This window comes from Xanthomonas sp. CFBP 8151 (assembly GCF_011761885.1).
GTDB classification, from domain to species: domain Bacteria; phylum Pseudomonadota; class Gammaproteobacteria; order Xanthomonadales; family Xanthomonadaceae; genus Xanthomonas; species Xanthomonas arboricola_B.
On the sequence record NZ_JAASQZ010000002.1, the window covers coordinates 267,585 to 289,816 of the forward strand.

The 22,232-nt window shown below is 63.6% G+C and carries 21 protein-coding genes; 7 read left to right on the top strand and 14 right to left on the bottom strand.

All coding sequences use genetic code 11. From position 1 onward, the window contains the following. Position 1: 1 nt before the first annotated feature. Positions 2 to 511 carry a hypothetical protein gene (locus FHT08_RS08975; RefSeq protein ID WP_166774918.1) on the bottom strand — a complete coding sequence of 170 codons (510 nt, stop codon included), beginning with the start codon at positions 509 to 511 and terminating at the stop codon, positions 2 to 4. 191 nt (positions 512 to 702) lie between these two features. Then, positions 703 to 1,800 (bottom strand): OmpA family protein, encoded by a 1,098-nt coding sequence (locus FHT08_RS08980; protein WP_104532906.1) that lies wholly within the window; start codon positions 1,798 to 1,800, stop codon positions 703 to 705. Positions 1,801 to 2,216: 416 nt separating this feature from the next. On the opposite strand from FHT08_RS08980, the gene FHT08_RS08985 reads away from it, so the two are divergent. Continuing rightward, positions 2,217 to 3,239: a zinc-binding alcohol dehydrogenase family protein gene (locus tag FHT08_RS08985; RefSeq protein ID WP_104538404.1), complete on the top strand. Its 1,023-nt coding sequence runs from the start codon at positions 2,217 to 2,219 to the stop codon at positions 3,237 to 3,239. Between the two features lie 316 nt (positions 3,240 to 3,555). Next, positions 3,556 to 5,595, top strand: coding sequence for an NADPH-dependent 2,4-dienoyl-CoA reductase (locus tag FHT08_RS08990; protein ID WP_166774919.1), 2,040 nt, complete (start codon positions 3,556 to 3,558; stop codon positions 5,593 to 5,595). On the opposite strand, the gene FHT08_RS08995 is transcribed toward FHT08_RS08990, so the two are convergent. Further along, the gene (locus FHT08_RS08995; RefSeq protein ID WP_166774920.1) at positions 5,561 to 5,845 is read right to left on the bottom strand and encodes a hypothetical protein; all 285 of its coding nucleotides are present in this window, start codon (positions 5,843 to 5,845) and stop codon (positions 5,561 to 5,563) included. The genes FHT08_RS08990 and FHT08_RS08995 overlap by 35 nt on opposite strands. Before the next feature lie 1,007 nt (positions 5,846 to 6,852). Here FHT08_RS08995 and FHT08_RS09000 point away from each other — a divergent pair. Both FHT08_RS09000 and FHT08_RS09005 read left to right on the top strand, forming a co-directional pair. Beyond that, positions 6,853 to 7,314: a cell wall hydrolase gene (locus FHT08_RS09000; RefSeq protein ID WP_104538406.1), complete on the top strand. Its 462-nt coding sequence runs from the start codon at positions 6,853 to 6,855 to the stop codon at positions 7,312 to 7,314. A 63-nt stretch (positions 7,315 to 7,377) separates the two neighbouring features. Beyond that, on the top strand, positions 7,378 to 7,992 hold the full coding sequence (locus tag FHT08_RS09005) for a glutathione S-transferase N-terminal domain-containing protein (RefSeq protein ID WP_166774921.1): 615 nt from the start codon (positions 7,378 to 7,380) through the stop codon (positions 7,990 to 7,992). Between the two features lie 184 nt (positions 7,993 to 8,176). Here the strand turns inward: FHT08_RS09005 and FHT08_RS09010 are convergent, their stop codons facing one another. Further along, positions 8,177 to 9,163 (bottom strand): malate dehydrogenase, encoded by a 987-nt coding sequence (locus FHT08_RS09010; protein ID WP_024938556.1) that lies wholly within the window; start codon positions 9,161 to 9,163, stop codon positions 8,177 to 8,179. Between the two features lie 116 nt (positions 9,164 to 9,279). Beyond that, entirely contained in the window at positions 9,280 to 9,774 is a 495-nt protein-coding gene (locus FHT08_RS09015; protein WP_104538409.1) for a peptidylprolyl isomerase, read from the bottom strand. 218 nt (positions 9,775 to 9,992) lie between these two features. Between FHT08_RS09015 and typA the strand changes: the two genes are divergently transcribed. The 3 genes from typA (at position 9,993) to FHT08_RS09030 (ending at position 14,023) form a co-directional block, all read left to right on the top strand. Then, positions 9,993 to 11,822, top strand: a complete 1,830-nt coding sequence (gene typA / locus FHT08_RS09020; RefSeq protein WP_104538410.1) for a translational GTPase TypA — start codon at positions 9,993 to 9,995, stop codon at positions 11,820 to 11,822. Positions 11,823 to 11,892: 70 nt separating this feature from the next. Continuing rightward, positions 11,893 to 12,312 (top strand): DUF2127 domain-containing protein, encoded by a 420-nt coding sequence (locus FHT08_RS09025; RefSeq protein WP_181126412.1) that lies wholly within the window; start codon positions 11,893 to 11,895, stop codon positions 12,310 to 12,312. Positions 12,313 to 12,418: 106 nt separating this feature from the next. Then, entirely contained in the window at positions 12,419 to 14,023 is a 1,605-nt protein-coding gene (locus tag FHT08_RS09030) for an amidase (protein ID WP_208409010.1), read from the top strand. Here FHT08_RS09030 and FHT08_RS09035 read toward each other — a convergent pair. From FHT08_RS09035 to secY, 9 genes are all read right to left on the bottom strand, one after another. Further along, a complete protein-coding gene (locus tag FHT08_RS09035) occupies positions 14,013 to 15,140 on the bottom strand; it encodes a mechanosensitive ion channel family protein (protein ID WP_166774923.1) in 1,128 nt (375 codons plus the stop codon). The two genes, FHT08_RS09030 and FHT08_RS09035, sit on opposite strands and share 11 nt — an antisense overlap. 85 nt (positions 15,141 to 15,225) lie before the next feature. Continuing rightward, on the bottom strand, positions 15,226 to 16,617 hold the full coding sequence (locus FHT08_RS09040) for a 3-deoxy-7-phosphoheptulonate synthase class II (protein WP_104604302.1): 1,392 nt from the start codon (positions 16,615 to 16,617) through the stop codon (positions 15,226 to 15,228). A gap of 48 nt (positions 16,618 to 16,665) precedes the next feature. Beyond that, complete coding sequence (locus tag FHT08_RS09045; RefSeq protein WP_039523787.1) at positions 16,666 to 17,184, bottom strand: disulfide bond formation protein B; 519 nt, start codon at positions 17,182 to 17,184, stop codon at positions 16,666 to 16,668. A 324-nt stretch (positions 17,185 to 17,508) separates the two neighbouring features. Next, entirely contained in the window at positions 17,509 to 17,892 is a 384-nt protein-coding gene (rplQ, locus tag FHT08_RS09050) for a 50S ribosomal protein L17 (RefSeq protein WP_003486665.1), read from the bottom strand. Between the two features lie 180 nt (positions 17,893 to 18,072). Then, complete coding sequence (gene rpoA, locus FHT08_RS09055; protein WP_002811635.1) at positions 18,073 to 19,071, bottom strand: DNA-directed RNA polymerase subunit alpha; 999 nt, start codon at positions 19,069 to 19,071, stop codon at positions 18,073 to 18,075. Positions 19,072 to 19,124: 53 nt separating this feature from the next. Then, complete coding sequence (gene rpsD / locus FHT08_RS09060) at positions 19,125 to 19,751, bottom strand: 30S ribosomal protein S4 (protein WP_002811641.1); 627 nt, start codon at positions 19,749 to 19,751, stop codon at positions 19,125 to 19,127. Between the two features lie 15 nt (positions 19,752 to 19,766). Beyond that, positions 19,767 to 20,159 (bottom strand): 30S ribosomal protein S11, encoded by a 393-nt coding sequence (rpsK, locus tag FHT08_RS09065; RefSeq protein ID WP_003486671.1) that lies wholly within the window; start codon positions 20,157 to 20,159, stop codon positions 19,767 to 19,769. Positions 20,160 to 20,169: 10 nt separating this feature from the next. Beyond that, a complete protein-coding gene (gene rpsM, locus FHT08_RS09070) occupies positions 20,170 to 20,526 on the bottom strand; it encodes a 30S ribosomal protein S13 (protein WP_003486672.1) in 357 nt (118 codons plus the stop codon). 332 nt (positions 20,527 to 20,858) lie between these two features. Then, positions 20,859 to 22,226, bottom strand: a complete 1,368-nt coding sequence (secY, locus tag FHT08_RS09075; RefSeq protein ID WP_016900648.1) for a preprotein translocase subunit SecY — start codon at positions 22,224 to 22,226, stop codon at positions 20,859 to 20,861. Positions 22,227 to 22,232 lie beyond the last annotated feature (6 nt).

Genomic DNA, 22,232 nt, shown 5'->3' on the forward strand with positions numbered 1-22,232 from the left:
CTTACTTGTTTTCGACCGACTTGGCGTCGGCCGCAGGCGTTGCAGTTGCCGCAGCAGCCGGCGCCGGCGCCGGACGCGCCTTGACCACACGCACGCCACGCGCCTTCATCCAGGCGTCGAATTCTTCGGCGGTCATGCGCTTGCCGTTCTGGCTCATGTCAAAGCGCCACGGGGTGTTGTCGAATGCGGTGGTGGCCTTGTAGGCAGCCGGATCATTAGGATTGACGGTGCCACCGGGCGGAATAACCTTGGCCAGATCCTGGCAGCCTTCTACGCGCAGACGCAGCAACACGCGGTCCACCGACTGCTCAGTGGTGTAGGGCTGTGCCAGCACGCCGGTGGGCATGCCCAGCTGCACGCTACGGGTGTAGAACTCGGCGGCTGCCGGCGCAATGACGGTAGCGGGCAACGGCAGTGGCTGGGACACCGTGCTGCCGGCGCAGTTCGGAGCGGCGTAGGCGGCGGGAATCAAGGCGAGACAGAGCAATCCTGCCGTGGCGGTACGCAGCATCGGGTTCTTCCAGTTAGGAGTGTGGTGTTGACGCGGCGAGTGTAGGCAGCGATGAACGCCGTTTCAACCGGTACCGTGCCTGGATGGCAACGCGGACAGGATTTGCACCGCCCAGGCGCAGGTTTTCCGGTTCCCACAAAGACAAAACCCGGCGCAAGGCCGGGTTTTGTATGCAACAGCTAGCGGTCCAATTAGTTCTGGACGTTCAGCTCGGTACGACGGTTCTTCGCACGGCCTTCCGGATTGTCGGAGCCATCCGGGTTGGCGTTCGGAGCAATCGGACGGCTCTCGCCGTAGCCGATCGGGCCGACCAGACGCGACGCATCGACGCCGTTCTTGGTCAGGTAGTCGTACACGGTAGTCGCACGACGCTCGGACAGCTTCTGGTTGTACGCGTCGGTACCCTTCGAGTCGGTGTGACCAGCAACCTCGACCTTCAGGTCGGGGTAACGCTTCAGGATCTCGGTCGCTTCGCTCAGGATCGAGACAGCGTCCGGACGCAGGGTCGACTTGTTGAAGTCGAAGTTCACGCCCTTCAGATCGATCGACACAGGCACCGGGCAACCGTCCGGACCGATGGTCTGGCCAGGCTGCGAAGCCGGGCACTTGTCGTCGCAGTTGTTGACGCCGTCACCGTCGTCATCCAGATCTGCACAGCTCGGAGCAACCGGAGCCGGAGCCGGCGGCGGAGCGGTCGACGGAGCCGGTCCCAACGGGATCACGACGCCGACCGAAGCCAGCACGTCGCCGAACCAGTCTTCCTGCGGAGCAGCAACGCTCTGGTCGTTGAAGTCAGCGCGGTAGGCCAACTCCGCACGCACGGCGACGCGCTTGTCGAAGGTGGTCTGCAGACCGACACCAGCCTTGGCGGCAAAGTTGCCGTCCTTCTGCTGACCCGGCGACACCGGGTTCGGAGTGGCGTCGAACTCTTCTTCCGAACGCTGGTAGCCCAGACCGAACAGCAGGTAGGGGTTCCAGCCGCGGCCTTCCTGGATGAAGTGGCGACGCAGGTCGAACGAGATGCCGTACTGGCTCCAGTTCTGATCCTGGTTGGCATCGAAATTCGGGTTCTGATAGTTCAGCTCGCCGTCGATCGACCAGTTCGGGCTGACGAACTTGCCCAGACCCAGGGTGACGAACGGGGCATCATTGGTCAGACGATCGCTGTCCTGGAAGTTGAAGCCAGCGCTACCGGTCAGGTACCAACGGTCATCGAACTCCTGCGCGGAAGCAGCCTGGGCAACCGCCAGACCACCGAGCAACGCGGCAGTGAGAATTTTCTTGTTCATGTGTATACAGCTCCTTCTTTGGGAGATAAAACCGATAGAGGCGTTGTTCTTGGTAAAGATGCTCGTCACATCCAGAGCCATCGGGGCGCAGATTAAGCCGGCCTTAGTGAAGATCGCGTTAACGGTCATATAACATGTGAAAGCAATCACCAAGGCCGACGTTCCCTTTCAATACTACGTATACAGTTTCATGAAGGAAAGGACCGGGCACGCAGTTTGCACATTTCGCCTGCATGAACCGCAGCCCAATTAAGTCAGTTGAATACGGTGACGGCTCTACCCCGCCGGTGGGCTGCGCGGTGAAGCGAAAACCACATTGGTGAACGCCAAGCCCTGTCCGAGCTGAATTATGGAGGAGGTGGTTGCAGCGCGCCTGCTCCACAACGCACCCTGAACCTCCCACATGGAGCGACCCGATGAAAGCTGTCGTCATCACCCGTCATCTTCCAATCGACGATCCCGCCGCGTTGCTTGACATGGAACTTCCGGCCCCGTCGGCCCCTTCCGGGTACGACTTATTGGTGCGTGTCGAGGCGATCTCGGTCAATCCGGTTGACACCAAGGTGCGCGCTCCCAAGCCGCAACCGCTGGATGCGCCGAAGATCCTGGGCTATGACGCGGCCGGAGTCGTCGAAGCGGTAGGTCCCGATGTCACCGCGTTCGCGGTTGGCGATGAGGTGTATTACGCGGGCGATATCGGACGACCTGGCAGCAATGCGCAATATCAGTTGGTCGATGCGCGCATCGCCGGCTGCAAGCCCACCTCGCTCAGCTTCGCCCAGGCAGCGGCCCTGCCGCTGACCACGTTGACCGCGTGGGAGCTGCTGTTCCATCGCATGCCGTTCTCTTTCGACGGCGCACGCAATCGCGGCAGGCACGTACTGATCATCGGTGGCGCGGGCGGCGTGGGTTCGATCGCCATCCAGCTGGCGCGGCATGCCGGCTTCAGCGTGATCGCCACGGCCTCGCGGCCGGAAACGATCGAATGGGTGCGGCAGATGGGCGCCCAGCATGTCATCGACCATCACCAGCCGTTGCATCCGCAGTTGCGGGCCCTGGGGATGCAGAACGTGGACGTAGCGCTCAACCTGGCCGACACCGACCGCTACTGGGAGCAGTTGGGAGAGATCCTGGCACCGCAGGGGCATGTCGGCTTGATCGTGGAGCCGCGTGGCCCGCTGTCGATCGGCGATCCCTATAAATCCAAATGCATCGGCATCCATTGGGAACTGATGTTTACCCGCGCCCGCTACGCAACCGAGGACATGGTCGAGCAGCACCGCATTCTCAACCGCGCCGCCAGCCTGATCGATGCGGGCGAGTTGCGCACCACGCATACCGAGACACTGTCGCCCATCGATGCGCAGCAATTGCGCGAGGCACATCGACGCCTGGAAAGCGGCAGCACGATCGGCAAGCTGGTACTGGCGGGGTGGTGATGGGCGTTACCGCTTGGGTTCGGCTGCTGCATGGGGCACAGGCCTGTTGGCCCGCACATACGCCACTGATCAGGGCGTCGGCAAGCGCCGGATCGAGCGTCAGCCATCCAGAAGCTCCCGATCGGCGTCTTCTTGGCGCGGTTGGTCGGGCTTAGTCAGGTGTGGAGCGCCTTAGCTGGTGCGCGGCCCGGTGCGCAAGCCAGCCGCCCTGACCTCCCCGGCCCCACGCTGCCGATAGCAGCAGCGCGGCGTCAAGACTTGCCGTCACGCCCGTTTGCCTGCATCGTGCGCACTCCGTACGCCAGCGTATCTTGCCATGTCGCCCGCCACCGGCCCGTCTGTCTCGTCCTATCCGCACCTGTTCGCACCGCTCGATCTGGGCTTCACGCAACTGCGCAACCGCGTCCTGATGGGCTCGATGCACACCGGTCTGGAAGACCGTGCGCGCGATTTCCCCAAATTGGCCGTGTATTTCGCCGAGCGCGCTGCCGGCGGGGTCGGCTTGATCGTCACCGGCGGTTTTTCGCCGAACGTGGTGGGTTGGCTCAAGCCGTTCGGCGGCAAGCTGTCGTGGCCGTGGGAAGTGCGCCCGCATCGTCAGGTCACCCAGGCGGTACACGCCCACGGCGCCAAGATCTGCCTGCAGCTACTGCATGCCGGGCGCTACGCCTATCATCCGCTGTCGGTGGCGCCGTCCAGACTCAAGGCGCCGATCAATCCGTTCACCCCACGCGCGCTATCGGCACGTGCGGTGGACCGGCAGATCGCCGCCTACGCGCGTGCGGCGCGGCTGGCGCGCGACGCCGGCTACGACGGGGTGGAGGTGATGGGATCGGAAGGCTATCTGATCAACGAATTCACCGCTGCGCGCACCAACCAGCGCAGCGATGCCTGGGGTGGCGATGCGGCCAAGCGCATGCGCTTTGCGGCGGAGATCGTGCGACGCATCCGTGAGGCCTGCGGGCCGGACTTCATCATCATCTACCGGCTGTCGCTGGTGGACCTGGTCGAAGACGGCAACCAGTGGCAGGACATCCTGACGCAGGCGCAGGCAATCGAGGCGGCTGGCGCGACCATCATCAATTCCGGCATCGGCTGGCACGAGGCACGCATCCCGACCATCGCCACCTCGGTACCGCGCGCGGCATTTGCCGGTGTGACCGCCAAGCTCAAGCCGCACCTGCGCATTCCGGTGGTGGCCACCAACCGCATCAACATGCCCGAAGTGGCCGAACGCATCCTGGCCGACGGCGCGGCCGACATGGTGTCGCTGGCGCGCCCGCTGCTGGCCGACCCGCAGTGGGCCAACAAGGCCCGCACCGGCCAGTCGCACGCCATCAACACCTGCATCGCCTGCAATCAAGCCTGCCTGGACCATGTGTTCGACAACAAGCTGGCGAGCTGCCTGGTCAACCCACGCGCAGCGCACGAAACCGAACTGATCTATGCACCGACTGCCAACCCCAGGCGCATTGCGGTGGTCGGTGCCGGCCCGGCCGGCCTGGCGTGCGCGACGGTGGCCGCCGAGCGCGGTCATCGCGTCACCTTGTTCGATGCAGGCGATGCAATCGGCGGGCAATTCAACGTCGCCAGGCGCATCCCGGGCAAGGAGGAATTCAACGAGACGCTGCGCTACTTCGGTCACCGCATCGACGCGACCGGGGTGCAGCTGCGCCTGAATACCCATGTAGAAGCGGCAGACCTGAAAGACTTCGACGAGATCGTGCTGGCCACCGGCATCGAGCCGCGCAAGGTGGACTTCCCCGGCGCCGATCACCCGATGGTCGTGAGTTATCTGGACGTGGTGCTAGGCCGCCATGTCGCCGCCGACAGGGTCGCGATCATCGGGGCCGGCGGGATCGGCTTCGATGTCGGCGAATTTCTCGTGCACACAGGGCCATCGCCGTCGCTGGACCCTGCACGCTGGATGGCCGAATGGGGCGTGGACCCCAGCTTCGAGACAGCTGGCGCATTGGCCAGACCGCAGCCCGAGGGCCCAGCCCGTCAGGTCTGGCTGCTGCAGCGCAGCCCCGGCAAACCCGGCGCGCGCCTGGGCAAGACCACCGGCTGGATCCACCGCGCCACGCTCAAGGCCAAGGGCGTCAAGATGCTTGGCGGTGTGGAATACCTGGGCGTGGACGACGCCGGGCTGCGGATCCGCGTGGAAGGTACGGAACAGCTGCTCGATGTCGGCACGGTGGTGATCTGCGCCGGCCAGGAACCGCGCCGCGACTTGCTTGCCGCGCTGCAGGCAGCCGGCCAACAACCGCATCTGATCGGCGGTGCGGATGTCGCTGCCGAACTGGATGCCAAGCGTGCGATCAATCAGGCGTGCCGATTGGCGGCCAGGTTGTGACGCGCGTTGCCGCGAAGCGCTGAAAGCCACAGCAGCCTGCTCGCGACACCGGCACGAACCCGTGTGCGAGTGTCGTGGCGCCTGACTCACTCAACGTCAACGCTAGTAATGGCGTTAGTGAGCGATGACCGATCCATCCGTCCGATGCCGGCGCGAGTTTGTAGGCCGAGATCCGAGTGGCCAGATCGGTGCGAATCCAGACGCTGCCATCGATCGCGCCGGTGACAATGCGAATGCCGCTGGTCTGCATGTCTGCATGTCTGCATGTCTGCATGTCTGCATGTCTGCATGTCTGCATGTCTGCATGAAATCATCTCGCACCGTATCGAACTTGATGCGTGCGATTCAACACGCCTGATACGTTCGAACATGCACAGCGTAAATGAGCAAAAGTGCAGCAGGCGTGCGATGCAGTCGTCACTCGGTCAATGCAGATGCGCCACTGATACCGTCGAAAAAATCGTGCCGATAGTTCTGGCGACTTCGGCTGCATATCTTCGTGCGGACATTACAGCCATCTGAAACGCCATTGAGTCATTGCTGCGGGGTGTGCACGCAGGCTTTGGCGAGCGACTTGATGATGCAGTGCGAGAGCAAACAGCCTTGTGGCGCTTTTTGCCTACCTCCATCAATTTTGCGTCGGTCAATTCGGCGGCCTCCTTTAGTGCGTGCAACCCCGGATTCTGCGATGCGCAAGCAAGCGCGCAATGCGCGATCCCAGTAGCAGCAGACACCGGGCACTGACAGTGCCTTCATGCACCTGTGTGTGCATCTCGATGTTTAGGCACTACTGCAAGACACCATCGCACAAGCACATTCATCGGTGACGATGACGTGTAATGTAGACTTGAGATGGTGCCGCATCTGTAGCCCAGCGCAACGCATGACGTCTCGCTGACAACTACGCAAACGCATACCGTTGCATGCACCCTGCGCCAAGATGTCTTGCGACATCCGCTGTCGCCACCGCGATGCGACGCATTCAACGAAGGGGCGCGTTGTGTAAGCGAGCAAAGCCGTAGATGCCCCAAGCGATCACACACGTCAACCTGCCTATTCAGCCGCGATTCTGTGATCGACGCCTACCTTGCGCCAACTTTTTGACCCGCCGCATCTGGTGGGCACCTCCGGTAGATCTTCTTTCGCCGGAGACCGGGCGACCCGTGGCAGGTCGCCTCCCCATGACGCCAAGCCCTCTGCACTGGTGCATCCACATTGGATGCCCTGCGGATCGGCCCATACGGAGCAAGGAGTTATATGAAACTGGTTTGGATACTTTGGCTGTCGCAGTTGTTGCCGCAGCCGGCTGCAGATTCGTTGTGCTTGAGCACCACCGTGTACCTGGAAGCGCGTGATCAGACCTTGCGCGGCCAGCAAGCCGTCGCCGAAGTTGCGTTGCGTCGGCTGGATAGCGGTTTGTGGGGCGATTCGATGTGCCAGGTAGTCACCGCGCGCAAGCAGTTCGCGCCCACCATCGTGGCTCCGGGAACGCAACTGAAAAACGACGATGCCTGGAACAAGGCGCTGGATGTGGCGATGGCTGCAGAGCGCAACTGGGCACTGCCGGTCGGGCAACGCAAGGAAATCGTGCCGGGCGCCAGTCACTTTGCCGCAAGCGCGATCGCAAGCCCAAGCTGGCGCAACGCGTACCAGGTGGCCACCATCGGCGACCACACGTTCTATCGCGTACAGAAGCTGCGCCCGCGCACCGCATCCTGACGCTGCCCACGCACTCACGCGTTGCCGCTAAGCTTGCGTCTTCGTTCCTGTGCGGAAATTCTCATGAAGCTGTACACCAAGCCGGGCGCGTGTTCGCTGGCGGATCACATCGTGCTGCGCTGGTCGGGGCTGCCCTTCGATCTGCAGGTGGTCGACGCCGCCACGATGAAGTCCCCCGAGTATCTGCGCCTCAACCCGGCCGGCGCCGTGCCGCTGCTGGTCGTCGACGACTGGGCACTGACCCAGAACGCCGCCATCCTCAACTACATCGCCGACATAGCACCGCTCACCGGCCTGTCCGGCGATGGCACCGCGCGCAGCCGTGCGGAGATCAATCGCTGGATCGCCTTCGCCAACGCCGATGTGCATCCGGCCTTCAAGCCGATCTTCGGCAGCACCGCCTATCTGCAGGACGACGCACTGATCGCGCGCAGCCATGACGACGCACGCAGCAAGTTGCGCACCTTTTACGAACGTGTCGACACGCATCTGCAGGGGCGCAACTGGCTGGCAAGCGATACCCACACCGGCGCCGATGCGTATCTGTTCGTGACGCTGCGATGGGCGCAGAAGGTGGGCGTGGACCTGAGCGGCCTGAGCGCGGTGGGTGCGTTCGTGCAGCGCATGCTGGACGATGCGGATGTGCAGGCCGCATTGAAGGCCGAAGGCCTGGCCTGAGTGCATCGCACCAGCCGATCGGTGCGGCGGCCACACGTCTCGCACCGGTTTTGCAACATCGATGGACATGCCTGTGTCCTTTCCGCGCCGCAGCCACCGCGTCTCGCGCACTGCATCGCATAAGCGCACATAAAAAACGCCGGGCACTGCCCGGCGTTTTTGCTACAGCAGCAAGGCCAAAAACTCAGCCCAGCAGATGCGACACGCCGCTGCGCTCTTCTTCCAGCTCGGCCAGGGTCTTGTCGATGTACTTCTGGCTGAAGTCGTCGATCGGCAGATCCTTGACCAGGGTGTACTCGCCGTTGGCGGTGGTCACCGGGAAGCCGAAGATCACGCCTTCCGGAATGCCGTAGGAGCCGTCGGACGGCACGCCCATCGTCACCCACTTGCCGTTGCTGCCCAGCACCCAGTCACGCACGTGATCGATGGCGGCATTGGCGGCCGACGCAGCCGAGGACAGGCCGCGCGCTTCGATGATCGCCGCGCCGCGCTTGCCCACGGTCGGGATGAAGGTGGACGCGTTCCATTCCTGGTCATTGATCGCATCGCCGATGGACGCACCATCGGCGGTGGCGAAACGGTAGTCCGGGTACATGGTCGGGCTGTGGTTGCCCCACACCACCAGCTTCTCGATGCCGCCGACCGGCTTGCCGAGCTTCTGCGACAGCTGGCTGAGCGCGCGGTTGTGGTCCAGACGCAGCATGGCGGTGAAGTTCTTCGGGTTCAGATCCGGCGCCGACTTCATCGCAATGTAGGCATTGGTGTTGGCCGGGTTGCCGACCACCAGCACCTTGACGTCACGCTTGGCGACCTTGTTCAGCGCCGCGCCCTGCGCGGTGAAGATCTTGGCGTTCTCCAGCAGCAGGTCCTTGCGCTCCATGCCCGGGCCGCGCGGACGCGCACCGACCAGCAGGGCGACGTCGATGTCCTTGAACGCCACTTCGGCGTCGTCGGTGCCGACCACGCCGGCCAACAACGGGAATGCGCAGTCTTCCAGCTCCATGATCACGCCCTTGAGCGCGGCCTGGGCCTTTTCATTGGACAGTTCCAGCAATTGCAGGATCACCGGCTGATCCTTGCCCAGCATTTCGCCGGAGGCGATGCGGAACAGCAGGGCATAGCCGATCTGGCCGGCAGCGCCGGTCACGGCAACACGAACAGGTGCTTTCATGGGGAGTTTCCTCTGCTAAAAAACGTGGGTGGAGGTGAACGCTGGCGTGGCGCAGGGCCTGGCGGCGCGCAGTGACAGACGAACGGCCGCACAGGGCGGCCGTTCGGGGAACGACATCAGGCGGCGAGGATCTTGTTCCACTCCGCGACGCGGTCGGCCTTGGCGGCCAGCACGGCGTCGGTATCGCCTTCGATCGTCACCTTGTTGATCACGTCGCCCTGGGCGACGGCATCGACCACGTCCAGGCCCTGGGTGACCTTGCCGAACACGGTGTGCTTGCCGTCCAGCCACGGGGTGGCGGTGTGGGTGATGAAGAACTGGCTGCCGTTGGTGTTGGGGCCGGCATTGGCCATGGACAGCACGCCGCGGTCGTGACCGACGCCGTTGTTGGCTTCATCCTCGAAACGGTAGCCGGGGCCGCCGCGGCCGGAGCCTTCCGGGCAACCGCCCTGGATCATGAAGTCGGCGATGACGCGGTGGAAGCTCAGGCCATCGTAGAAGCCGCGCTGGACCAGGTTGACGAAGTTGGCGACGGTCAGCGGGGCCTTGTCGGCGAACAGCTCGACCGCGATCGGGCCGCGGGTGGTGTCGAAATGGGCAATCAGGGACATGGAAATCCTTGCAGGTTTCAGGGTGTATGACAGCCCATTAGGATACACCCGGCCGTGCAGGCGACCGTGCAGGTTGGACCATCGTCGGGGGTGCCGGATCAAGCTGAATGGGCGTTTTGGACCGCCCGGCGGCCGAACGCAACGGCACGGCAACGAAACCGCTATAATGTCGGGCTTACCTCATCTCAAGACTGGCGCCAGACAGGGGCCCTTTCCGCATGTCTATCGAAAAACTCCGCAATATCGCCATCGTCGCGCACGTCGACCATGGCAAGACCACCCTCGTCGACTGCCTGCTGAAGCAGTCCGGCACCCTGTCCGAGCGCACCGTGCTGGCTGAGCGCGTGATGGACAGCAACGACCAGGAAAAGGAGCGTGGCATCACGATCCTGGCCAAGAACACGGCCATCACCTGGAACGGCAACCGCATCAACATCGTCGACACCCCCGGACACGCCGACTTCGGTGGCGAAGTCGAGCGCGTGCTGTCGATGGTGGACTCGGTGCTGATCCTGGTCGACGCGATGGACGGCCCGATGCCGCAGACCCGCTTCGTGACCCAGAAGGCGTTCGCGATGGGCTTCAAGCCGATCGTGGTGGTCAACAAGATCGACCGTCCCGGCGCACGCCCGGACTGGGTCATCGACCAGGTGTTCGACCTGTTCGACAAGCTCGGCGCCACCGACGAGCAGCTGGACTTCCCGATCGTCTACACCTCCGCCCTGAACGGCTACGCCAGCCTGGATTCGAGCGTGCGCGACGGCGACATGACCGCGCTGTACGAAGCGATCATGCAGCACGTGTCGGCACCGGACGTGGATCCGGACGGCCCGTTCCAGATGCGCATCAGCCAGCTGGACTACAACAACTTCGTCGGCGTGATCGGCATCGGCCGCATCCAGCGCGGCGTGCTGAAGAAGAACATGCCGGTCAGCGTGATCGACCGCGAAGGCAAGAAGCGCCAGGGCAAGGTGCTGCAGGTGCTGGGCTTTTTGGGCCTGGAGCGCATCGAGCAGGACACCGCCGAGGCCGGCGACATCGTGGCCATCTCCGGCGTGGCCGAGCTGACCATTTCCGACACCGTGTGCGCACTCGACGCCCCGGAAGCGCTGCCGGCACTCACCGTGGACGAGCCCACCATCTCGATGACCTTCCAGGTCAACAACTCGCCGTTCGCCGGCAACAAGGACCTGTCCGGCGGCAAGTTCCTGACCAGCCGCCAGCTGCGCGACCGTCTGGACCGCGAGAAGGTGCACAACGTGGCACTGAAGGTCGAGGAAGGCTCCGACGCCGACAAGTTCCTGGTTTCCGGCCGTGGCGAACTGCATCTGTCGGTGCTGATCGAGAACATGCGTCGTGAAGGCTACGAGCTGGCCGTGTCGCGTCCGGAAGTGATCATCAAGGAGATCGACGGCAAGCAGATGGAGCCGATCGAACAGCTTGTGGTGGACATCGAAGAACAGCACCAGGGCGGTGTGATGGAAAAGCTGGGCACCCGCAAGGGCCAGCTGAAGAACATGGAGCCGGACGGCAAGGGCCGCGTGCGCCTTGACTACATGATCCCGGCGCGTGGCCTGATCGGCTTCCAGAACGAGTTCCGCACCCTGACCCAGGGCTCGGGTCTGCTGTTCCACGTGTTTGACCATTACGGCCCGAAGGAACAGGGCGCCATCGCCAAGCGCCAGAACGGCGTGATGATCGCCAATGCGCCAGGCGCCACCCCGGCCTATGCGCTGGGGCCGCTGGAAGAGCGTGGCCGCCTGTTCGCTGCCGAAGGCGACAACGTGTACGAAGGTCAGCTGGTCGGTATCCACTCCAAGGACAACGATCTGACCGTCAATGCGATCAAGACCAAGCCGCTGACCAACATGCGCGCCTCGGGCAAGGACGATGCGATCAAGCTGACGCCGGCGATCAAGTACACGCTGGAGCAGGCGCTGGACTTCATCGAGGACGACGAGCTGGTGGAAGTCACCCCGAAGGAAATCCGCCTGCGCAAGAAGTTCCTCACCGAAAGCGACCGCAAACGCGCTGGCCGTTCCGGCTAAGCACGGGCAATCCATCTCCGTGAGCAACACGCCCTACAGCCCGGATCCGCGTGCGCATCCGGGGCTGCATGTGATCGCCTTGCTAGAGGCGGTCAAGGGGACGCTCGCGCTGTTGGCGGCAACGGGCCTGGAAATTCTGGGCCCGCTCCCGCTGCAGAACGCGGTCAGCACGCTGATCCGCCGCTTCAATCTGGACCCCGAGCACGGCGCCCTGCCGTCGTTGCTCAAGACTATCAGTCCCGACGCCGTCCATCTGGCCGCTGCCGCAATGCTGGCCTACGGCCTGCTGCACGTGGTGGAAGCCTGGGGTCTGTGGCGTGCCAAGGCCTGGGCGTCGCTGTTGGGCTGCCTGTCGGCGGCCATCTACCTGCCTTTCGATATCTACGCCATCGTTCGCCATCCCGGCTGGACCGCCTGGGGCGTGCTGGCGATCAATCTGATCGTGGTCGGCGTGCTGGCACGCGATCTGATCAGGCGCCGGCATCGCTGACGCACCCTGCCCGCCTGCGGGCAGCTCATACACGTTGTCACCCCGACGCAGGGCCGTTAGCCTGCCAACAGTCCTCCGGGGAAGACCGCCAATGCGATCCACCACCTTGTCCTTCGCGCTGCTGCTTGCGCTGTGCGGCTGTGCGCATGCCGATAGCCTGACCCCGGCCAGTGCCACCGCAGCCACTGCCAGGCAAGACGATCTGATCGATGCCGACATCATCGGCCTGCAGGCACGCATGGCTGCCGGCAAGACCAGTAGTTTGGATCTGACCCGCGCGTACCTGCAGCGCGTCGCGACCATCGATCGCGCCGGCCCTACCCTCAATTCAGTGATCGAACTCAACCCGCAAGCCGAAGCCGACGCGCGTGCATTGGACGCCGAACGCCTCGCCGGCCACGTGCGCGGGCCCCTGCATGGCATTCCGGTGTTGCTCAAGGACAACATCGATGCGCTGCCGATGGCCAACAGCGCCGGCTCGCTGGCCCTGGCCGATTTCAGGCCCGGCCGCGACGCGTTCTTGGTGCAGCGCTTGCGCGCCGCCGGCGTGGTGATCCTGGGCAAGACCAACCTGAGCGAATGGGCCAACTTCCGTTCCACCAAGTCCAGCTCCGGCTGGAGCGCACGCGGCGGGCTGACCCGCAATCCGTACGCGCTGGATCGCAATCCCTGCGGCTCCAGTGCCGGCACCGGCGCGGCGATCGCCGCCAGCCTGGCCACGGTCGGCATCGGCACCGAAACCGACGGCAGCATCACCTGCCCGGCCTCGGTGAACGGTTTGGTCGGGCTCAAGCCGACCGTGGGCCTGGTCAGCCGCGACGGCATCATTCCAATCTCTGCCAGCCAGGACACCGCCGGCCCGATGACGCGCAGCGTCGCCGATGCGGCCGCCGTGCTGCAGGCGATCGCCGTGCCAGACCCGCAGGATCCGGCTGCGCGCACTGCGCCAGCGTCCCCACCAAACTACTTGGCGCACCTCAAGCCCGACGGCCTGCGTAGGGCGCGCCTGGGCCTGCTGCGCAATCCCTTGCGCGAAGATCCAGCCATCGCCGCCACGCTGGAGCGCGCCGTGCAGACCCTGCGCGCCGCCGGCGCCACCGTCATCGAAACCAGCCTGGCCACCGATGGTCAGTGGGACGCTGCAGAGCAAACGGTCTTGTTGGTCGAGTTCAAGGCCGGCCTGAACGCGTATCTGCGCAGCCACACCGCTCCGGTGTCGAGTCTGGAGCAGTTGATCGCCTTCAATCGCAGCCACGCGCAACGCGAGATGCCCTACTTCGGGCAGGAGCTGTTCGAGCAGGCGCAGGCTGCGGCCGGACTGGACGATGCCGGGTATCTCACGGCCCGCGCCACTGCCAAACGGCTGGCGGGGCCGGAAGGCATCGACGCCGCGCTGCAGGCCAATCGGCTGGACGCGCTGATCGTGCCGACCACCGGTGCTGCCTGGGTCACCGACCTGGTCAAGGGCGATACCTTTCCCGGAGCCGGCTACGGTGCGGCCGCGGTGGCCGGTTATCCCAGCCTGAGCGTGCCGATGGGACAGACCCAGGGCCTGCCGCTGGGCTTGTTGTTCATGGGCAGCGCCTGGAGCGAGCCGCGCCTGATCGCACTGGCCTACGCCTACGAACAACGCAGCAAGGCGCGTATTGCGCCCCGCTATGTGCCGACTGTGCCCAGCGCACCGACGGCCGCGCCTGCAGCTACACCGTAGTTGCAGGCTCGCCGTCTTCAGCACCGGGCGAGCGCACGCTCTCCTGGGCTATCGGCGCGGCAGCGCGCAGGGGCGGCTTTTCCTGCGCGGCGATTTCGGCGCGGATCCTGGGCAGTGCGTAAGGGTGCTCTCGGGTCAGGAAGTCGATCATGCGCTCGCGGCTGATGCAGCGCAGATCGAACGCATCGCCGGAATTGCGCGCACTCACCAGCAGGCGCACCTGGATCGTACTCTCGCTGGTCTCTGTCACCTGGGTCACGCATACCCGTCCGTCCCAGAGCGGCTCACTCTTGCAGATGCGCTCCAGCTCGGCGCGCACCGCCGCGATCGGGGTACGGTAATCCAGCCACAAAAACGCGGTACCGAGCAGATCGGCGCTGCTGCGTGTCCAGTTCTGGAACGGGTGCTCGATCCACCAGGTCAACGGCACCACCATGCGCCGCTCGTCCCAGATCCGCACCACCACATACGAGCTGCCGATCTCCTCGATGCGGCCCCATTCGCCCTCCACGATCACCACATCATCCAGCCGGATCGGCTGGGTCAGGGCAATCTGCAGACCGGCAATCAGGTTGCCGAACACCGGCTTGGCCGCGATACCGGCCACCAGGCCGATGATGCCGGCCGATGCCAGCAGCGTCTTGCCGATCTGGCGCACCTGCGGGAAGGTCAGCAGCACCACCGAGATGCCGAGCAGGATCACCGCGCCCATCACCACCCGGCTCAGCACGCGTGTCTGGGTCTGGATGCGCCTTGCGGTGAGGTTGTCGGAGACTTCGATGGGGTTGCTGCGCAGGATCGCCATCTCGCCGGCGGACACTGCACGTACCAACAGCCAGGTCACGCAGCCGACGATGCCGACGTGCAGCAGATGCTGCACCGCTACCAGCCCGTTGCCGGAGAGCGGGGTCGCCTCGGTGGCGATGCCCAGAAACAGCAGCGGCAGGATGAAGGCGGCCGGCAGCGTGACCACGCGGATGATGCGAGCACGGCGATAGTCGCGGCCCTGCATGCGGCGAAACAGCCACAGCATCAACGACCAGGTGACGATGCCCGCCAGCAGCGCGGCACCAAGCGGGATTGCGTATTCGCGGATGACGTTCCAATCGGCAGTCAAACCGTTCCTCCTGTGGGGGGAAAGAGGGATGGCTGCAGCATCATGCCGCACGCGGCATGAGCATCACGTCATGCGCACGGTGACATCACGCGCCCAGCGGCTGCGACGCCACCTGCTGTTGCTTGCGCACGATCGCCATTGCGATTTCCAGCGACTGCTCGTAGTTCAAACGCGGATCCACGCTGGAACGGTAGGCTCGCTCCAGATCGCGCTCGGTCAGCTCGCGCGCACCACCGGTACATTCGGTGACGTCTTCGCCGGTCAGTTCCAGATGTACCCCGCCCAGCCGCGTCCCGGCTGCGGCATGCAGATCGAACGACAACTCGACCTCGCTGCGGATATTGTCGAAACGCCGTGTTTTATAGCCATTTCCTGTGCTTTCGGTATTGCCGTGCATCGCATCGCATACCCATAACACCCGACGCCCATCGCGCTTGACCGCCTCCAGCAGCGGCGGCAACCTCTCGGCGATCTGCGCCGCACCCATGCGATGGATGAAGCTCAGGCGGCCGGGTTCGTCTTCCGGGTTGAGCACGTCGATCAGACGCAACAGCTGATCCGGCTGCACCGATGGCCCTACCTTGATCGCGATCGGGTTACGCACGCCACGCAGGTATTCCACATGCGCGCCATCCAGCGCGGCAGTACGCATGCCGATCCACGGGTAATGCGTGCTCAGGTTGAACCAGCCCCACTGGCGCGGCACCTGCCGGGTCAGGCCTTCCTCGTACGGCAGCAACAGCGCCTCGTGCGAAGTGTAGAAGTCGATGCGGTTGAGGTTGTAGACCTCCGCGCCGGACAGGGTCTCCATGAAGCGCACCGCATCGCCGATCGATGCCACCATCTTCTGGTAGTCCGCCGCCAGCGGCGAATACCCTACCCAGTCCAGATTCCAGTATTCGGGATGGTGCAGGTCGGCAAAGCCGCCGTCGATCAGGGCGCGTACGAAATTCATCGTCATCGCCGAGCGCGAGTGCGCGGTGATCATGCGCTGCGGATCCGGCACGCGCGCCGCTTCGGTGAAGGCCGGCGCGTTGATCACATCGCCGCGGTAGCTCGGCAAGGTCACCCCGTCGCGGGTTTCGGTGTCGGCCGAACGTGGCTTGGCGTACTGCCCGGCAAAGCGCCCTACCCGCACTACCGGCAGGTGCAGGCCGTGCACCAGCACCAGGCTCATTTGCAGCAGCACTTTCAGGCGATTGGAGATCGTGCCCGATTCGCAATCGCTGAAATTCTCGGCGCAGTCGCCGCCCTGCAGCAGGAAGCGCTTGCCTTCCTGCGCCTCTGCCAGCTGGCGCTTGAGCGCGAAGATTTCCCAGGAGGTCACCAGCGGTGGCAACTGCCGCAACTCGCCCAGCGTGTGTTCCAGCGCAACGGCGTCCGGGTAGACCGGCATCTGCAACGCCGGACGCTGCCGCCAGCTCTGCGGCGACCAGTGGTCTGCCTGGTTGACGGACGAATGAGGGGAAGCGGACATCGTGAACTCCAGAAATCTCGGGCGCCGGCCAGCGCCGGAACGAAACGATCAGAACAATTTACGCGGACCACGCTGCTTGAAGCCGGCATACAGCGCCCATAGCGCCAGGCCCACGAACCACAGCATGCTCCACATCGGCATGCTCAGGCCCAGAAAGCGCCAATCGATATTGCCGCAGTCGCCGGTGCCGGTCAGCACGGTGCGGAACACTTCGAACGGCCCCATCGTCTCGCTCAAAAAGCTCAACGGCGGTCCGCACGAAGACATCATGTCCTTGGGCCGGATCTGCACCCAGACATGCCGCGCCGCGATGCCCATGCCGACGCCGGCAGCAATGAAGCTCAGCACGCCATAGAGCTTGCGCGTGCCCGCTGCGCGCGGCCCATGCAACGCGCCCAGCAGAAACAACACCGCCAGTGCCGCAAAGGCGATCCGCTGGAAGATGCATAGCGGGCAAGGCTCAAGCCCAAGATGCAGCTGCACGTAGATCGCATAGGCAAGCAGTCCTGCGCATGCAAGAAAGCCCAGCAGAAACTGCGCCCGGAAACCCCAACGAAATGGATTCATCGCTACCGCTTGCCTAGGATCGAATGCCCGATTATCAGCCATCGCTGCCGTGGTGACCACGGAGGCCTGCATCGGGCAGGTCGCACGTCACCACGTCCTGTACAGCCATGCATGCCGAAAGTCACGCGTCACCTTGTAAATGGGCGGACGCCGCCCGGTCGCGACCATCCTTGCGGCGACTTTTCGACCTTCCTCGGTTCCTGCACGTCCGTGCACTGTACTTCTGCAAGCGCGAGCCGAGATCGACCGGCACTGTTCCGGACCGCAATGAAAAAGCCCGGCGCTAGCCGGGCTTTTTGAGAATCTTTGCGAAGAGCGAACCGATTACTCGGCCACTTCCTCGGCGACGACCGGACGGTCGACCAGCTCGACATACGCCATCGGCGCATTGTCACCGGCACGGAAGCCAGCCTTCAGGATGCGCAGGTAACCGCCGGGACGGGTCGCGTAACGCGGGCCCAGCTCGACGAACAGCTTGCCCACTGCTTCCTTGTCGCGCAGACGCGCAAACGCCAGACGACGATTGGCAACGCCATCGACCTTGCCGATGGTGATCAGCGGCTCGGCGACGCGACGCAGTTCCTTGGCCTTCGGCAAGGTGGTCTTGATCAGCTCGTGCTTGAACAGCGAAGCGGCCATATTGCGGAACATGGCTTCGCGGTGCGCGCTGGTGCGGTTGAATTTACGACCGGATTTCTGGTGACGCATGAGTGTGATTTCCTAAGAAATGTTGAGACTGCTTGAGAGACGTTGTCGCCATCCTGGCGCTGTTGAATGGACTGCGGTTGGTCCGAGCCGGCCGTCCTTTGACCGGATGTCACCGCGGGCTTCGGCCCGTCGATGTAAAAAAACAGCATGGGCGCCCGAAGACGCCCATGCGGTGATGCATTAACCAAGCATGCCGTGCTGGGCGACACCGGCCGGCGGCCAGTTCTCCAGCTTCATGCCCAGTGCAAGGCCGCGCTGTGCCAGCACTTCCTTGATTTCGGTCAGCGACTTCTTGCCAAGATTCGGGGTCTTGAGCAGCTCCACTTCGGTTTTCTGGATCAGATCGCCGATGTAGTAAATGCTCTCAGCCTTGAGGCAGTTGGCCGAACGCACGGTCAGCTCAAGGTCGTCGATCGGGCGCAGCAGCACCGGATCCACGCCGCTGGCAGCCGGCTTGGCTGCACCGCGATCGCGGTGGGTGAAATCGCCGAACACCGACAGCTGATCGCTGAGGATGTCGGCGGCGGTGCGCACGGCTTCCTCGGCATCGATCGTGCCGTTGGTCTCGATATCGATCACCAGCTTGTCGAGGTCGGTGCGCTGTTCAACACGCGCAGCTTCCACGGCATAGGCGACGCGACGCACCGGCGAGAACGACGCATCCAGCATCAGACGACCGATGGTGCGGGTCTCTTCGTCCGGACGACGACGCGCGGCGGCCGGCTGATAGCCGAAACCACGCTCGATCTTCAGGCGCATGTTCAGCGCCGTGTCCTTGGTCAGGTGGCAGATCACGTGGTCGCCGTTGATGATCTCGACGTTGTGATCGGTCCTAATGTCGGCCGCAGTGACCGTGCCCGGACCCTGCTTGGACAACGACAGCGTCGCGCTGTCGCCACTATGCATACGAATCGCCACGTCTTTCAGGTTGAGCAGGACGTCAAGCACGTCTTCCTGCAGCCCTTCGACCGTGGTGTACTCGTGCAGCACGCCGTCGATCTCGACCTCGGTGATCGCAAAACCCGGGATCGACGACAACAGCACACGACGCAGGGCATTGCCCAGCGTGTGTCCGTAACCGCGCTCCAAGGGCTCGATCACGACCTTTGCGCGATTGTCGGTAAGACGTTCGATCTGCGGACCACGGGGGCGCAGAACCTGGTTGGCGGTAACCGTCATGTTGCGGGGTCTCCTGCGAACCTCCGGCGGTGCCGGAGGCTCTCCAATGTGAATTACTTCGAATACAACTCGACGATCAGCGCTTCGTTGATATCCGAAGGCAGGTCAGCGCGATCCGGCACGGCCTTGAACACGCCGCTGAACTTCTTCGAATCGACTTCGACCCACGACGGCGTCATGTCGTGCTGCTCAGCCACGGTCAGGGCTTCCTGCACGCGGAGCTGCTTCTGTGCCTTTTCCGACAGCGTGATCGCATCGCCAGCCTTGATCTGGTACGAAGCCAGATTCACCGACTTGCCATTGACCAGCACGCCACGGTGCGACACCAGCTGGCGCGCGGCCGGACGGGTGACGGCAAAGCCCATGCGGTAGCAGACGTTGTCCAGACGGGTTTCCAGCAACTGCAGCAGGTTCTCGCCGGTGTTGCCCTTCTTGGTCGAGGCCTTCTTGTAGTAGTTGCGGAACTGGCGTTCCAGCAGACCGTAGATGCGCTTGACCTTCTGCTTTTCACGCAGCTGGGTAGCGTAGTCGGAGAGCTTGCCTTTGCGAGCCGCGCCGTGTTGGCCGGGCTTCTGCTCAAGCTTGCACTTGGAGTCCAGCGCGCGCGCCGGGCTCTTGAGGGAAAGGTCGGCGCCTTCGCGGCGGGCGAGCTTACAGGTAGGACCGATATAACGAGCCATTTCTTATCGCTCCCTTTAGACGCGACGCTTCTTCGGCGGACGGCACCCGTTGTGCGGGATTGGCGTCACGTCGATGATGTTGGTGATCTTGTAGCCCACGTTGTTCAACGAACGCACGGCCGACTCACGGCCCGGACCCGGACCCTTGATACGCACTTCCAGCGACTTCACGCCGTAGTCGAGCGCAGCGCGGCCAGCCTTTTCGGCGGCAACCTGAGCAGCGAACGGGGTCGACTTGCGCGAACCACGGAAACCGGCGCCGCCGGACGTGGCCCACGACAGCGCATTGCCCTGGCGATCGGTGATGGTGACGATGGTGTTGTTGAACGAAGCGTGGACGTGAGCGACGCCGTCAGTGATGACGCGCTTGATCTTCTTCTTCGTTTTCTTTTCTGCTGGCTTTGCCATGATCTATCCCTTACTTCCTGATCGCCTTGCGCGGACCCTTACGGGTGCGGGCGTTGGTACGGGTGCGCTGACCACGCAGCGGGAGACCACGGCGATGACGCAGACCGCGATAGCAGCCCAGGTCCATCAGTCGCTTGATCGCGATACCGATTTCGCGGCGCAGGTCGCCTTCGACGACATACTTGCCGACCTCGGCGCGCAGGCGCTCGATTTCGGGTTCGGACAGATCACGAATCTTCGTGGTCGAGGTAACGCCTGCGGATTCGCAGAGCTTCTTCGAACGGGTACGGCCGATGCCGTAGATGCTTTGCAACCCGACCCAGACGTGCTTCTGGGCTGGCAGGTTGACGCCTGCAATACGCGCCATGACGCGATTCTCCAACTGAGTGATGGCCCGACAGCGCCCAGGCGCCATCCGGCAGGATGGATCAAAAGTGAACTCGGAATTGTAGCAAGGCCTCGGATTGCTTTGAAGCCCGTGGAACCAAAAGTTCCATGGACCCGGCGTGGGGAGTGTGCCCTCGCTCCGGCGCCGGACGATGTTGACCCAGAAAACCTCTCCGAATCGCCTGTACTACTCCCGCACAGGACCACCTCGTCACACCCGCGCGCGAGACGTCGCGCGAGCCGCCCTTCTGATCGGAAGATCGTGGCCCGGGAACCAGGCCGTCTTCACGCAATGAAGATCTAGTGTACCACTTAACTGCGCGCCAGACCGCCGCGCGAGCCGCCCTTGAGGTTGGCCTTCTTCAGCAGGCTCTCATACTGATGCGACATCAGATGGGCCTGGATCTGCGCGATGAAGTCCATCACCACTACCACGGCGATCAGCAACGACGTACCACCGAAGTGGAACGAGGTGCCCAGCTGCGTGCGCATGATTTCCGGCAGCAGGCAGACGATCACCAGATACAACGAACCCGCTGCGGTCAGACGTGTCAGCACGCCGTCCACGTAATCGGCCGTCGCCTTGCCCGGACGGATACCCGGAATCAACGCACCCGACTTTTTGAGGTTGTCGGCGGTTTCCTGCGAGTTGAACACCAGCGCGGTATAGAAGAACGCAAAGCCGATGATCAGTGCAGCGAACACCAGCATGTGCACCGGCTCGCCGGGCCCGAGTGCATTGGCGATCTTCTGCAGCCAAGAACCCACGCCGCTGCCGGACGCCGCCTGACCGGACCACATCGACAGCGTCGCCGGGAAGGCCAGGATGCTGGACGCGAAGATCGGCGGAATCACGCCTGCCATATTGAGCTTCAGCGGCAGGAACGAGGTCTGGTTCATGTACGCATTGCGACCGCCCTGGCGGCGCGCGTAATTGACCGTGATACGTCGCTGCCCGCGTTCGACAAACACCACAAACAGCGTGAACGCCAGAATGGTGATGACGATCAGCAGCAGCGAGATGAAGCTCAGATTGCCTTCGCGGAAGGCCTCGACGGTCTGGATTGCCGCCGACGGAAGGCCTGCAACGATGCCGGCAAAGATGATCAGCGACACACCATTACCGATGCCACGCTCGGTGACCTGCTCGCCCACCCACATCAAAAAGATGGTGCCGGCGGTCAGTGCAATCACTGCGGTGAGCACAAAGCCCATGCCCGGCGCGTATACCACCGGAGCGCCACCAGGCGCGGTCTGGTTCTGCAGTGCCAGCGCGATACTGCCGCCCTGCACCACCGCCAGCAACACCGCACCGATGCGCGAATACTGGGTGATCTTGCGTCGGCCGGATTCGCCTTCCTTCTGCATCGCCTTGAGGGCGGGAAAGATGTGCGTGGCCAACTGGATCACGATCGATGCCGAGATATACGGCATCACGTTCAACGCAAAAATACTGAACCGGTGCAGGGCGCCGCCCGAGAACATGTTGAACATGTCCACGATGCCGCCGCCCTGCGCCTGCATCAACGAAAGCATGGCATCGGGATTCACGCCCGGCACCGGCACATAGCAGCCGATGCGATAGACGATCAATGCCCCGAGGACGAACAGTAGCCGCTGGCGAAGTTCCGTGAACTTGCCGAGCCCGCCACCGAGGTTACCAATGCCAGCCTGCGCCATCTGCCG

Excerpts from the sequence above, each read along its gene's own strand:
- FHT08_RS08995 (WP_166774920.1), bottom strand. The coding sequence starts at position 5,845 with ATGCAGACCAGCGGCATTCGCATTGTCACCGGCGCGATCGATGGCAGC.
- FHT08_RS09015 (WP_104538409.1), bottom strand. The coding sequence starts at position 9,774 with ATGTCCCTGATTGCCCATTTCGACACCACCCGCGGCCCGATCGCGGTC.
- FHT08_RS09005 (WP_166774921.1), top strand. The coding sequence starts at position 7,378 with ATGAAGCTGTACACCAAGCCGGGCGCGTGTTCGCTGGCGGATCACATC.
- typA (WP_104538410.1), top strand. The coding sequence starts at position 9,993 with ATGTCTATCGAAAAACTCCGCAATATCGCCATCGTCGCGCACGTCGAC.
- FHT08_RS09045 (WP_039523787.1), bottom strand. The coding sequence starts at position 17,184 with ATGAATCCATTTCGTTGGGGTTTCCGGGCGCAGTTTCTGCTGGGCTTT.
- FHT08_RS08980 (WP_104532906.1), bottom strand. The coding sequence starts at position 1,800 with ATGAACAAGAAAATTCTCACTGCCGCGTTGCTCGGTGGTCTGGCGGTT.
- rpoA (WP_002811635.1), bottom strand. The coding sequence starts at position 19,071 with ATGACGGTTACCGCCAACCAGGTTCTGCGCCCCCGTGGTCCGCAGATC.
- FHT08_RS08990 (WP_166774919.1), top strand. The coding sequence starts at position 3,556 with ATGTCGCCCGCCACCGGCCCGTCTGTCTCGTCCTATCCGCACCTGTTC.
- secY (WP_016900648.1), bottom strand. The coding sequence starts at position 22,226 with ATGGCGCAGGCTGGCATTGGTAACCTCGGTGGCGGGCTCGGCAAGTTC.
- FHT08_RS08975 (WP_166774918.1), bottom strand. The coding sequence starts at position 511 with ATGCTGCGTACCGCCACGGCAGGATTGCTCTGTCTCGCCTTGATTCCC.
- FHT08_RS08985 (WP_104538404.1), top strand. The coding sequence starts at position 2,217 with ATGAAAGCTGTCGTCATCACCCGTCATCTTCCAATCGACGATCCCGCC.
- rpsK (WP_003486671.1), bottom strand. The coding sequence starts at position 20,159 with ATGGCAAAGCCAGCAGAAAAGAAAACGAAGAAGAAGATCAAGCGCGTC.
- rpsM (WP_003486672.1), bottom strand. The coding sequence starts at position 20,526 with ATGGCGCGTATTGCAGGCGTCAACCTGCCAGCCCAGAAGCACGTCTGG.
- rpsD (WP_002811641.1), bottom strand. The coding sequence starts at position 19,751 with ATGGCTCGTTATATCGGTCCTACCTGTAAGCTCGCCCGCCGCGAAGGC.
- rplQ (WP_003486665.1), bottom strand. The coding sequence starts at position 17,892 with ATGCGTCACCAGAAATCCGGTCGTAAATTCAACCGCACCAGCGCGCAC.
- FHT08_RS09040 (WP_104604302.1), bottom strand. The coding sequence starts at position 16,617 with ATGTCCGCTTCCCCTCATTCGTCCGTCAACCAGGCAGACCACTGGTCG.
- FHT08_RS09000 (WP_104538406.1), top strand. The coding sequence starts at position 6,853 with ATGAAACTGGTTTGGATACTTTGGCTGTCGCAGTTGTTGCCGCAGCCG.
- FHT08_RS09010 (WP_024938556.1), bottom strand. The coding sequence starts at position 9,163 with ATGAAAGCACCTGTTCGTGTTGCCGTGACCGGCGCTGCCGGCCAGATC.